11 protein-coding genes are annotated in these 12,329 nt (G+C 50.6%); 10 read left to right on the plus strand and 1 reads right to left on the minus strand.

What is annotated here, in order from left to right; genetic code table 11:
* Positions 1-212: 212 nt before the first annotated feature.
* The 6 genes from ACYVSB_RS06820 to ACYVSB_RS06845 all read left to right on the plus strand — a co-directional run bounded on the left by ACYVSB_RS06820 (position 213) and on the right by ACYVSB_RS06845 (position 6,778).
* A complete protein-coding gene (locus tag ACYVSB_RS06820; RefSeq protein ID WP_461218862.1) occupies positions 213-881 on the plus strand; it encodes a TetR family transcriptional regulator in 669 nt (222 codons plus the stop codon).
* Entirely contained in the window at positions 874-2,610 is a 1,737-nt protein-coding gene (locus ACYVSB_RS06825; RefSeq protein ID WP_461218863.1) for an ABC transporter ATP-binding protein, read from the plus strand. The genes ACYVSB_RS06820 and ACYVSB_RS06825 overlap by 8 nt, the downstream gene beginning before the upstream one ends.
* Entirely contained in the window at positions 2,603-4,492 is a 1,890-nt protein-coding gene (locus ACYVSB_RS06830) for an ABC transporter ATP-binding protein (protein WP_461218864.1), read from the plus strand. The genes ACYVSB_RS06825 and ACYVSB_RS06830 overlap by 8 nt, the downstream gene beginning before the upstream one ends.
* A gap of 29 nt (positions 4,493-4,521) precedes the next feature.
* Entirely contained in the window at positions 4,522-5,262 is a 741-nt protein-coding gene (locus tag ACYVSB_RS06835) for a hypothetical protein (protein WP_461218865.1), read from the plus strand.
* A gap of 271 nt (positions 5,263-5,533) precedes the next feature.
* Positions 5,534-5,695: a hypothetical protein gene (locus ACYVSB_RS06840; protein ID WP_461218866.1), complete on the plus strand. Its 162-nt coding sequence runs from the start codon at positions 5,534-5,536 to the stop codon at positions 5,693-5,695.
* A gap of 69 nt (positions 5,696-5,764) precedes the next feature.
* Positions 5,765-6,778: a serine hydrolase domain-containing protein gene (locus ACYVSB_RS06845; RefSeq protein ID WP_461218867.1), complete on the plus strand. Its 1,014-nt coding sequence runs from the start codon at positions 5,765-5,767 to the stop codon at positions 6,776-6,778.
* 3 nt (positions 6,779-6,781) lie between these two features.
* On the opposite strand, the gene ACYVSB_RS06850 is transcribed toward ACYVSB_RS06845, so the two are convergent.
* Positions 6,782-8,131, minus strand: a complete 1,350-nt coding sequence (locus tag ACYVSB_RS06850; protein WP_318531101.1) for a Mur ligase family protein — start codon at positions 8,129-8,131, stop codon at positions 6,782-6,784.
* A gap of 321 nt (positions 8,132-8,452) precedes the next feature.
* Here ACYVSB_RS06850 and ACYVSB_RS06855 point away from each other — a divergent pair, with 321 nt between their 5' ends.
* The 4 genes from ACYVSB_RS06855 to ACYVSB_RS06870 all read left to right on the plus strand — a co-directional run bounded on the left by ACYVSB_RS06855 (position 8,453) and on the right by ACYVSB_RS06870 (position 12,163).
* Positions 8,453-9,043, plus strand: a complete 591-nt coding sequence (locus ACYVSB_RS06855; RefSeq protein ID WP_461218868.1) for a thymidine kinase — start codon at positions 8,453-8,455, stop codon at positions 9,041-9,043.
* 57 nt (positions 9,044-9,100) lie between these two features.
* On the plus strand, positions 9,101-10,198 hold the full coding sequence (gene prfA / locus ACYVSB_RS06860; protein WP_461218869.1) for a peptide chain release factor 1: 1,098 nt from the start codon (positions 9,101-9,103) through the stop codon (positions 10,196-10,198).
* Positions 10,176-11,045 (plus strand): peptide chain release factor N(5)-glutamine methyltransferase, encoded by an 870-nt coding sequence (gene prmC, locus ACYVSB_RS06865; protein WP_461218870.1) that lies wholly within the window; start codon positions 10,176-10,178, stop codon positions 11,043-11,045. The genes prfA and prmC overlap by 23 nt, the downstream gene beginning before the upstream one ends.
* A 74-nt stretch (positions 11,046-11,119) precedes the next feature.
* Positions 11,120-12,163 (plus strand): L-threonylcarbamoyladenylate synthase, encoded by a 1,044-nt coding sequence (locus tag ACYVSB_RS06870; protein ID WP_461218871.1) that lies wholly within the window; start codon positions 11,120-11,122, stop codon positions 12,161-12,163.
* Positions 12,164-12,329: the final 166 nt, after the last annotated feature.

The raw sequence follows: 12,329 nt of genomic DNA on the forward strand, positions 1-12,329 counted from the left end.
ACTTTGGGCCAACGCTTTTTTTGTTGGCGTGGTGGCCAGGTGAAGTGTGGCCGTGGTCATGCGTCTTTTTGAATGAAATACGCAGACGAGCGCCAACTTGCCGATGATAAAAAATCCTTGCATCTGCTGGCGAGGGTGTTATAATGACACAGTGTCATATGACAAGCCGTCATTTTTTGGCAGTTGAATCTTTAATGAGAGGAGTTGCGGTTATGCCCAGTCGTACCTTTTTCGGTTTGTCGGCAGGCAAACAACGGAAGATCATTCAAGCCGCGCGGACCGTCTTCGCGGCAGCGCCTTACACTGAGGTCACCATCGCGGATATCGTCAATTTAGCTGAGATCCCGCGGGGCAGTTTTTATCAGTATTTCACTGATAAGGAGGATCTCTATCTTTACCTTTTGAAAACATTCATGGATGATTTCCAGGCTAAGTTTCTGAGTAATTTGGTTAGTTTAGATGGCGATTTATTCGCGACTTTTCGCTTAAGTTTGCAACAAACGACCGCTTTCTTGGCCACAAGTCCTGATCGCGGCCTGTTACGGAATTTGTTTATGCGCATCGACTATCATGATTTTCAGAAGTTTTCGCAACGTCAGCCGCATCAACCGCCCCATCCTCATCATTTATTATCAAAGTGGAGTGCTGAGGTGGAACGGCAAACAGATTTTACGAAATTACGGATCGACCCAGATCAATTCTATCTTCTGTTTCGAATGTTGCTAATGATCCTGGGTCATTCAATGGCCCATTACTTCACAACCGTCGAGGAACAGCCAGAAAAAGCCAGCGCAACCTTTCAGCAACAATATGAAATGGTCCTGAGTTGGTTCGAGCACGGCGTAGCACTAAATTCGCAAGGAGGAAACAAGGATGCTTAAAATCGCTAGGAATCGTGTTTCCATTTGGGCAGTCATTGGAGCAATCCTGTTCATGACTGGCCAAGTGATCACGAATCTTTATTTACCGAACTTAACCTCGGATCTGGTTAACGACGGGGTCGCCACCGGGGATGTTAGGATGATCTGGCAGATCGGTGGGAAAATGTTGGTGGTTTCATTTCTAACGGTGATTTTCGCCTTCGGTAATGTGCTGCTGGCCGCCCGGACGTCACAAACATTAGGGAAGAATCTCCGCAAAGATATTTATAAAAAAGTCCTGTACATGTCTAACGATGAATTTGATCAGGTCGGGACTTCCTCACTGATCACGCGGACCACCAACGACGTGATGCAGATCCAAAACGTGGCGATGATGGCCTTGCGGATGATGATCATGGCGCCGATCACCTTGATTGGGGCCAGCTTCATGGCTTATCAGAAGGACGCCGAATTGACGGGGATCTTTCTGGTCGTGATCCCGATTATTATTGTGGTGATCGGCGTGGTAATGTATTTCGCCGTTCCATTATTTAAGGCGATGCAGTCAAAAACAGACCGGTTGAACTTGGTCTTTCGTGAAGGCTTGACCGGTGTACGGGTCATTCGGGCCTTTATTCGGGATAAATTCGAGCAAGATCGCTTTGATGTCGCTAACAAAGATTATACCGATAACGCCCGGCGTGTTTTCTCGATCATGGCGGCCATGTTGCCGATCATGACCTTGGTTATGAGTGGGACCAACATTGCCATTACGTGGATGGGTGGTCATTTGATCGCCAATCAATCCATGCCAGTAGGAAATATGTTGGCCTTCATGACTTACGCGATGCAGATCTTAATGAGCTTCATGATGTTGGCCATGGTCTTCGTCTTCATTCCTCGGGCCCAAGCTTCGGCGGAACGGATCCAGAAGGTCTTTGATTTGGAGACACGCTTAACGGAACCAGAGCAACCCCGGGACGTCCAAAACGTTGCCGCTGCCTCCTTAGACTTCGATCAGATCGTTTTCCGTTATCATGGCGCCGAAAAACCAGCGTTGACTGGGGTGGACGCGCATCTACGGAGTGGTCAGACCTTGGCGATCATTGGTGGGACTGGCGCCGGCAAATCGACGCTGACCAACTTGATTCCCCGCTTTTACGATGTTGAATCCGGCGCGGTCAAGGTCAATGGTTATAACGTCAAGGATGTCGCTAAAATGGCCTTGCAAGATGTGATCGCGTTGGTCCCCCAAAAAGCGGTCCTCTTCAAAGGAACATTACGGGAAAACTTGCTTTATGGGAATCCTGAAGCCAGTGATGAACAACTCTGGCACGCCTTAGAAATTGCCCAAGCGGCCGATTTCATTCGCGAGAATGATGGCTTGGAAACCTTTGTGGAACAAGGCGGGAATAACTTCTCTGGCGGTCAGAAGCAGCGCTTGGCGATTGCCCGGGCGCTGGTCAAGAAAGCGTCGATCTACATTTTTGACGATTCGTTTTCTGCCTTAGATTTCAAGACTGATGCCTTGTTACGCCAAGCCTTACGCCAAGACGCGACGATTCAAAAGGCAGTCGTGGTGATTGTCGGTCAACGGGTTTCGACCGTCGCTGACGCCGATCAGATCATTGTCCTAGAAGACGGCAAAATGGTCGGTCGGGGCACGCATCAGGAATTAAAGGCGACCAACGAAACTTATCGCGAGATCGTCGATTCACAGATCAAAGAAGGGAGTGCCACCAATGAGTGAGAAAGAAACGAGTCGTCCGCAACCGCGGCCAATGGGCGGTCACGGTCCTGGCGGCGGTGGCCGCATGGGGATGCCTGGTGACAAACCCAAAAACTTCTGGGGCACCACCAAACGTCTATTCAATTACATGGCTAAATATCGGATCGCGCTGATCATCGTGATGATTTTTGCGATCGCCTCCCAGATCCTTCAAGTTCGGACACCTAAAATCTTAGGGAAAGCGACCACAGAGATCTTTACTGGGGTCATGAGCGGGACGGCCATGCAAAAAGCCGGCATCAGTATGAAACAATTCCCGATTGATTTTGGTAAGATTGAGTCGATCATCATTACGGTGATCTTCATGTATGTCGCTTCGGCGATCTTAAATTTCGTGATGCAGTTCGTGATGACCCGGATCTCCCAGGAGACGGTTTATCGGCTGCGGAAAGAAATGAAAGCCAAGATGCAGACTTTGCCGATCAATTATTACGATACCCATTCCAACGGTGATATCATGTCCCGCGCGATCAACGATATGGACAATATCGCCGGCACCTTGCAGCAAAGTGTCACACAGTTGATCACCAGTACAGTGATGTTTGTCGGCACATTGTGGATGATGTTGACGATCAGTTGGCAATTGACCTTGGTCGCGTTAGCTACGATCCCATTGAGTTTAGTGATCGTCGGCGTCGTCGCACCACGTTCGCAAAAATATTTCGCCGCACAACAGAAGAGCCTAGGTTTATTGAATAATCAGATCGAAGAAAATTATTCTGGTCAGATCATCAATAAGAGTTTCAATCATGAAGAAGCGGCCATCGGCGAATTCGTTGAAGAAAATGAGCGCTTGTATACCGCCTCTTGGAAGGCCCAACTGATTTCGGGGATCATCATGCCTTTAATGACCTTCGTCAATAACTTAGGCTATGTTTTCGTTGGGGTCCTTGGTGGGATCGGCGTCGCTAACGGTACGATGACTTTAGGGAACGTGCAGGCGTTTCTGCAGTATACTCAACAATTCTCGCAACCGATCACGCAATTGGCCAACTTGGCTAATACAATCCAAGCTACGGTCGCTTCCGCGGAACGGGTCTTTGAAGTTCTGGACGAACCAGATATGACCGATGATCACGTTGATTTACCAGCAGTGACAACGGATGATATTTTGACGATGGAACATGTGCAATTCGGTTATCAAGGTAAGGATTTATTGATGACGGATTATAATTTGCAGGTCAAACCGGGACAAATGATCGCCATCGTTGGCCCGACTGGCGCCGGTAAAACCACGATCATCAATTTGTTGGAACGCTTCTATGATATTTCCGACGGTTCGATCCGCTTAAAGGGGACGGACACCCGGAATATGAAGCGCGCTGAGTTGCGGAAGCATTTCGCCATGGTTCTGCAGGATACCTGGCTGTTTACGGGCACGATCTACGATAACTTGAAGTATGGACGCGAAGAGGCGACCCACGATGAGATCATTACCGCGGCCAAAGCAGCCCACGTTGATGAGTTTGTGCGGCAATTACCGGATGGCTACGACACGATTTTGAACGAAGAGGCCTCCAACATTTCTCAAGGGCAACGGCAATTGTTGACGATCGCCCGGGCCTTCGTCGCTGATCCAGAAATCTTGATCCTAGACGAAGCCACTTCTTCAGTTGATACGCGGACAGAGTTACAGATCCAGCATGCCATGGGCTTACTGTTGAAAGGGCGGACCAGCTTCGTGGTGGCCCACCGGTTGTCAACGATTCGTGACGCCGACAATATCTTGGTCATGAATCATGGCGCGATCGTGGAGACCGGCAATCATGATGACCTAATGGCGCAAAACGGCTTCTATGCGGATCTCTATAATTCGCAATTTTCCGGAAACGTTGAGATCTAAGCGCGTGTTGAGCGAAAGGAGTTTTTATGATGAAGTTAAAGAAAGCCGTAATTAGCGCGCTACTGGCGGTCGGTTCACTGTTCCTCTTGGCAGGTTGTGGCAACGATTCGCTAAAGCTTGACCCCAGCGCCGCCAGTTACAGTCCTGATGGGATCGTGACGGTCGTTAAAGGAAATGTCGCTAAAAAGGCCAAGCTGACCTATCAAATCGGCGACGGCGCGAAGCAAGCAGCCCATGTGGAAGATGGGACATTCGTGATCCAAGTGCCCAGTCAGTTAAGTGATACCAAAGTCAAATTGACCGCTACCGAAGCGGGAAAAACCGCCACGAAAACAGTGACCGTCAAGAAGACCAAGTCACTGGTGCCTTACACGCAGTTTGCGATGGCCTACAACATGGCCAATCAACAGCTGAAAACCGGCGCCAAGGCCTTTCCCGTAACCATCAAGGATGGCCTACATGACCTGGTCGATGCCAACGGGATGCGGATCCGCGTCAATGTTCAGAATCAGAATGTGGTTGGCGTCGCCTATGTTTTCGCCGTCAAGAAGATGAAGAACAAGACCCAAGTCAAGAACTTCGCCATGCAATTGTCGATTTTGGCGCAAAGTGTGGGCGCTGATGGCAAACAAGTTTTGAAGGATTATCAGAAGCTTGCCAAAAAGGCGGAAAACGGCCAGACCACGATTGATAATATTTATAGCAAATCGGTCAAGTTTGAAACGAACTTCTCTACCGAAGCGCTCTATATGTATATGTTGAAGAAATAAGCTGACCTGATCAAGCTCTCATTCACGGATAAAGTGGATGAGGGCTTTTTTGGTTCGTTTTTAAAAATACCATTCCTGATTTTATTACTTTGCTTGATTGCAGATTTGGTGGGTTTGGGCGTGTGCTGGGTAAGATTGAGCCTATCTGCAATATAGGCGGAGTAAGTTACGAAGTGTTTTTGCAAGTGTGTCAGTCAAACTAGTGTCATTTCGATTGGAAAAATGGTGTGACAACTTTAACTGGCTATAATCGTTGAGTAACTGCAACGGAGTGGTTCGGGGTAAGGTCGCCGTGAAATTGGTCTTAGTGGCTGTGCCACTTAGACCAAGTCTCAGCTTTGAGATTCGCGTTCTTTGCGAAGCTCAAAGTGATGCCCACAGCGAACTTGCCCCGAACCATGCAGTGAAAGTTACAGCCAAGATACAGAAGTAGAAGCACAGCGAGCGGACCACGAATTTGTGTTAAACTAGAACCGCTTAACAAATCACGGAAAACGAGGTCGTGTCATTGTATCCGCAAACAATCAAGCTTTTAAACGAATTGGTCAGTGCCAGAATCGTTCCCGGAATCAGCTATGCCCTGATCGACCGACAACGGGTGCTCACCGAAGTCCGGGGCCAGCGGCGTTGGTTACCCACGCCGGCGCCGTTAACACCAGGCCTACGCTACGATTTGGCCAGCCTAACCAAGGTGATCGGGACGGCCACGGTTATTTTCCAGTTGGTGGCACAAGGGAGCGTCGCGCTGACGGATCCTGTCCAACAATATCTGCCGGAATTTACGGATGCCCGCGTTCAAATCCAACATTTATTGACCCACACTTCGGGCATTCATGGCTTTATTCCCCAACGCGATCAACTCAGCGGCGCCGAACTGAAGCACGCTCTGCTGCGGCTACCGGTGACGGCAACCTTTGAACGGAAAATGGTTTACACCGATGTTGGTTTTCTCTACTTAGGGTGGATCATTGAAAAAGTTACCGGCCAACCTGTTCAAACGGTGATCCAACAACAGGTGTTGACGCCGCTGCATCTATGGGAGAGTTCGTTCGCGCCGCCTGCGTCTGCTTGCGTGCCGACAACTTACGCCCATGGCATTCTCCGTCAGGGGGAAGCGCATGATCCGAAGGCGCGCCAACTAGGGGTCCATTGCGGTTCGGCCGGGCTGTTCGCCTCGCTGGCCGACGTGGTTACTTTCAGCCAATGGTACTTGGGTCAACGTCCGGATCTGCCGGCACTGCTCAGCCCACAATGGCGTCAGCGCTTGTGCCAGGATTGGACGCGCCGGCATTTGGGACGCTCCTTGGCCTGGGATCTGCGTCAAGATCAAAGTGACGGCCACCAGCTTCTTTACCATACGGGCTTCACCGGAACGTTCCTATTGCTGGACCTGGCGCGGCAACAGGGCTTGATCGTCTTAAGTAATCGCGTCCATCCCAGCCAAAAAAACGACCCCTTCTTGCAACAGCGAGAAGTGATCGTTCAGCGTTTTATTCAAGAGTTACCACGGCGCTGATCATCAATAACCAGCGGCGATGAACCCTTGTTCGGCCAGCAATTTCCGTAGCGCTAACATGGCGGTATAGGTGGTCAAAATATAAATTTTCTCATTAGGGATCTGGCCAGCTTGGGTGATGAAATCGCTCAAAGATTGGGTTTCTTTGATCTTTGCTTGCGGAGCCTCAGCGACTTCAAAGCGTAATTTGATATCTGCTTGGCGTTCACCGCCGACCAAAATCTCCGGAATCGCCGTCAGCGGTAAATCCTCAAATTCGCCGTCCCAGATCCAGCTGGTATCACGACCATCGGCGGGATTAGCGTTGAGGAGGAAACCGAGGGCGAAGGGATCAGGATCGGTTTTGATCAGGTCAAAGACTTGATTCAGACCGACGGGATTTTTGACCAAAATGATCGTGGCGTGCTTGCCATTGAGTTTGATGACCTCTTGGCGCCCAAATACTTGCTCGTCGTGGCGTAAGGCCTGCACGATTTGCGCCGGCGCGACCGCTAAATAGGTCGCGGCGCTGTATGCGGCCAAGGCGTTGTAAATATTATACATCCCGCCAACATGGATCTTAAAAGGCGTGCCGTTGATCATAAACTTGGAGAAATTAGGCCGGAGCTCTTCCACCGCGGTGACTTTGTCCGTCAACTCTGGTCGGTGGAAGCCACAATTCGGGCAGAAGTAGTCGCCTAGATTGGCGTAGGTGATACTGTGATAGTGCAGAATATGATGACAGACTGGACATAAGACCCCGTCTGAATTGAAACTGGCGCGTAAGTCGGTTTCGCTGTCATCATTGGCGAAACCATAGTAAATGATTGGGTTGGGCAGTTGGCGGTCATTGAAGATTGCCGCGTCACCATTCACGATCAAAGTTGCCGCCGGCGCCAGTTTGATGCCATCAACGATTTTTTGATAAGTGGTGTAGATCTCACCGTAGCGGTCCATTTGATCGCGGAAAATATTGGTCAGCACGAAGGCCTTAGGGGTCAGTTGCGCGCAAATCGGCGCCACATTGGCCTCATCGACCTCAAGCACGGCCAGCGCGCGGCCCTGCGGTTTCTTCGCCGCCAGAAACGCGGTCACGATGCCTTGAACCATGTTGGAACCACTGGGATTAGTCAGAACTTGATCATATTTCTGATCGAGAATTTTGGTGAGCAGGGAAGTGGTCATGGTCTTGCCATTGGTACCGGTGACGATGATCACATCGTAGCTTTTCCCGAAACTGCGCAGAAATTGGGGATCAAGTTTCAGCGCGATCTTCCCGGGAAAGGAACTACCGCCGCCGCGAAAAGTGTGCAGGAACCAATAACTGCTGCGACCAAGAAGCTTAGCTAAAGACGTCTTCAATGACATTGTTATACCTCGTTTAAATTGATGAGACTCAGCGCAATTTTTGACTGGAAATCGTGGGTGCGCTCAAGTGAAGCTGAGCGGCTTCAACAAATTTCAGCGGCGCAGAGCGTCAAGGTGAGTCTGGACTTATTTTAGCATATTTGGCCGGAGCACAACAAATCTGGCTCAAGAAATTATCAGGCGGCTGGGATTTGCGTTGTTGACGAAACGGGGCCAGGTTGCCCTGGCGCGACTTAAATGAGTGCGACCCAATCGTAATTTTTATTGGGCAATTGCGCGAGAATCGGTTATACTAAAAAGCGGAATGTATTTTTGGGAGGTAGACAAATGGCACAGCTATTCTTTCGCTATGGTGCAATGAACTCTGGTAAGACGATCGAAATCTTGAAGGTTGCTCACAACTATGAGGAAGAACATAAGGCCGTGATTCTTCTGACGAGTGGCATCGATTCCCGCGATGGGGTCGGTTACGTGTCCAGCCGCATTGGGTTGAAGCGGAAAGCTGAGCCGATCTTCCCAGAAACGAATATTTTTGAGACGGTCAAGACCATCAATCCAACCGCGGCTTGCGTGCTGATCGATGAGGCGCAGTTCTTGGAGAAACACCATGTCTATGAAGCGGCGCAAGTGGTGGATCAATTGAATATTCCCGTGATGACGTTTGGTTTGAAAAATGATTTTCGCAATGAATTATTCGATGGATCGCGTTACTTACTGCTATACGCGGATAAAATCGAAGAAATCAAAACGATTTGTTGGTTCTGTTCACGGAAAGCGACGATGAATTTGCGGGTCCATGATGGGCAACCAATTTATGAGGGCGAACAGGTCCAATTAGGCGGCAATGAATCCTATTACCCCGTTTGTCGCCAACATTATTACCATCCTGACCTGAGCCAAAATGTGCTGGATCAGTAGCTAGACACAGCTAATCATCCTTGGGTTTTTGTGAAAGAAATGGAACAGGTGAATTAAATGGATAAAATTCTAGCACAGCTAGACGGACTATTGATCCGGTATGAAGAATTAACTGAAATGATGGCGGATCCCGAAGTCATTGGGAATACCAAACGGTACTTGGAGGTCTCCAAGGAATCCGCGGGAATGACTGAGATCGTCAATAAATATCAACGCTATAAGGAAGTCATGAAAGAAATCGCGGATAACAATGATTTGATCCGCGAGAGTAATGACAAGGAATTGACCGATCTGGCGAAAGAGGAATTGGCGGAGCTAACGACAGAACAGGGCGATCTTGAACACGAGATCATGTTATTGATGTTGCCAACGGACCCGAATGATGACAAGAACATCATCATGGAGATCCGTGGCGCTGCCGGTGGCGATGAGGCCTCACTTTTCGCCGGGGATCTCTTGAATATGTATCATCGTTACGCTGAGCGGCAAGGCTGGCAATTTGAGCTGGTCGACGAGAACCGGACCGAAGTCGGTGGCTACAAAGAAGTTGCCGCGATGATCAGCGGCACCAACGTTTATTCCAAACTGAAATATGAAAACGGCGCGCATCGGGTGCAACGGGTGCCGGAAACAGAATCGCAAGGGCGCGTGCACACGTCAACGGCCACGGTGGCAGTGATGCCTGAGTATGACTCGGTTGATCTGGAAATCGATCCTAAGGATATCCGGGTTGATGTTTACCGGTCATCTGGCGCTGGTGGTCAGCATATCAACAAAACCTCGTCCGCCGTGCGGATGACCCATTTACCGACAGGAATCGTGGTTGCCATGCAGGATCAGCGGTCGCAGCAACAAAACCGGGAAAAGGCCATGCAAATTTTGCGGTCACGGGTCTATGACTTTTATGAGAGTGAGAACCAAAGTGAGTACGATGCCAGCCGGAAATCCGCGGTTGGGACCGGGGACCGTTCGGAGCGGATCCGGACCTATAACTACCCACAAAATCGGGTGACGGATCACCGCATCGGCTTGTCGTTGAACAAGTTGGATCGCATCATGAATGGTGAGATGGATGAGATCATTGACGCGCTGATCGTGTCGGATCAAACCAAGAAGTTGGAGCAGATCACTGATGACAACACCAACGTACTCTAAGGCCCTTAGTTGGGCTTTTTTGCTGTTGCAGGAAAAGGGACTGGATGATTATGGCGCGGAATATGTCCTGCTAGAACGCCAGAATTGGCGCAAGACTGATCTGTCCTTTCATGAACGGGAGTCAATGCCAGCGCCAATCTGGCAGCAGTTTCAACAAGATGTGCAAGCACTTTTGACTGGCGAGCCGGCCCAATATTTACTAGGAGCGGCTTGGTTTGCGGGCTTGCAGCTAAAAGTAACCCCGGCCACTTTGATTCCTCGTCAAGAAACAGAAGAACTGGTCGCCTGGGTCGCGGCGTTTGCCCAACAATTCCCCCGGCCCCGGATCTTGGATCTAGGCACTGGCAGTGGCGCGATTGCCTTAGCCTTGCAGCAACAATTGCCGCAAGCGGAGGTCTGGGGCAGCGATCTGAGCGCCGCGGCGTTGGCAGTGGCTGAAACCAACGGACAACGCTTGCAGTTACCGGTCAGGTTTGTGCAAGGGGACCTCTTCGCGGCAGTCGCGGCGCAACCGCCCTTCGATGTAATCGTTAGTAATCCACCGTATATCAGTCACCGCGAAGAGCCGGTGATGGATTATTCGGTCAAACACTTTGAACCGCAGCTGGCCCTGTATGCGGACAATGATGGCCTGGCCATTTATCAGCGCATCGCCAGTACTTTTTCTGCGCACTTGACGCTATCTGGTGCCTTATTCTTGGAGTTTGGTTACCAACAAGCGCCGGCGATCAAACGCCTTTTCGGTGGGGACCAAGCGCGCCGGCCGCTGGTGATCCGCCAAGATTTGGCTGGGTGGCCACGCATGGCCCAGGTCGGACCAGTGACGACGAAAGCGCCACGCAGCTGACCATGGCAGTTCTAACCGGCAGATTAGGAAAATGTTTATTTGATTAGAATTTGATGAAATGAGACGACTATATAATGGAAACAAAAATTTTCGACCCCAGTGAAATTCCGGCGGCAGCGGCGTTGTTACGGCAGGGACAGCTGGTCGCTTTTCCCACAGAAACTGTTTATGGTTTGGGCGCGGTAATCAACAACGAGACCGCCGTCAAAAATGTCTATCAAGCCAAGGGACGGCCCAGTGATAATCCCTTGATCGTTCATGTGGCCACGCCGGAGATGGTTTGGCAATATGCGCAACCTAACAAACTGGCGCAACAGTTGATGACCCATTTCTGGCCGGGACCATTGACGATTATTCTACCATTGAAGCCGCAAAGTCTCTTGCCAGTGGTGACTGGCGGGCTGAGTACGGCGGCTTTTCGGATGCCGGACAATGCGGCTACCTTGACGTTGATCAAGGAAACCGGGATCCCCATTGTTGGGCCTTCAGCCAACACCTCTGGCAAACCCAGTCCGACCACGGCGCAGCATGTCAATCATGATCTGGCCGGGAAAATTGCCGGGATTTTAGACGATGGTCCGACCAAGGTTGGCCTGGAGTCGACGGTGATCGATCTGAGTGTGCAACCGGCGGCGATTTTACGACCGGGCTATATTACCGCTTCGGCGCTGACGCCTATCCTGGGTGAAGTTGAAACGGAGCAGCATCATGTGGCCGCAAACGTTGTCCCGAAAGCCCCGGGCATGAAATATAAGCATTATGCGCCCAACGCTCAAGTGTTGATCGTCGCGCCAGAAGTGGACTTTGCGGCGGCGGTCCAAGCCACCAGGCTGCAAGAGAGCGGACCATTAGGCGTTCTGGCCTTTGATGATCAATTGCGCCAAATCACAGCCGCGGGCAATCACGCGCCGGCTGTGGCGAGTTTTCCGTTGGGCGATGATCTGGAGCAGGCGGCACAGGAACTCTTTGCCGGGTTGCGGGCGTTCGATGATCAACCCGCGATCAAAACGATTTTGGCCGCCGGCGTTCCAGAAACAGGTCTAGGCATCGCCTACATGAATCGATTGAAGAAGGCGGCTGGCGGCCAGTTCTTTAGTTTTGACAGCATCGAAAAGTAGACTAGTTCAATTTCGGCTAGGCGAGCCAAGTTTGGCGACTTACCGTTGGCGCTGGCGCTGATGACGGCAATCGCTCATGGTTCATGAGGAATGCGGTCCGCGCCGGGATCGACGCTGGGTGATCTGAGAGAATGGCCAACCTTTGATCAGTTTCAAAGGGCCGCGT

This window comes from Lapidilactobacillus salsurivasis, assembly GCF_054785215.1.

What these genes read in the sequence shown, in the direction of transcription:
- ACYVSB_RS06820 (WP_461218862.1), top strand. Translation starts at nt 213, where the DNA reads ATGCCCAGTCGTACCTTTTTCGGTTTGTCGGCAGGCAAACAACGGAAG.
- ACYVSB_RS06825 (WP_461218863.1), top strand. Translation starts at nt 874, where the DNA reads ATGCTTAAAATCGCTAGGAATCGTGTTTCCATTTGGGCAGTCATTGGA.
- ACYVSB_RS06830 (WP_461218864.1), top strand. Translation starts at nt 2,603, where the DNA reads ATGAGTGAGAAAGAAACGAGTCGTCCGCAACCGCGGCCAATGGGCGGT.
- ACYVSB_RS06835 (WP_461218865.1), top strand. Translation starts at nt 4,522, where the DNA reads ATGAAGTTAAAGAAAGCCGTAATTAGCGCGCTACTGGCGGTCGGTTCA.
- ACYVSB_RS06855 (WP_461218868.1), top strand. Translation starts at nt 8,453, where the DNA reads ATGGCACAGCTATTCTTTCGCTATGGTGCAATGAACTCTGGTAAGACG.
- prfA (WP_461218869.1), top strand. Translation starts at nt 9,101, where the DNA reads ATGGATAAAATTCTAGCACAGCTAGACGGACTATTGATCCGGTATGAA.
- prmC (WP_461218870.1), top strand. Translation starts at nt 10,176, where the DNA reads ATGACAACACCAACGTACTCTAAGGCCCTTAGTTGGGCTTTTTTGCTG.
- ACYVSB_RS06870 (WP_461218871.1), top strand. Translation starts at nt 11,120, where the DNA reads ATGGAAACAAAAATTTTCGACCCCAGTGAAATTCCGGCGGCAGCGGCG.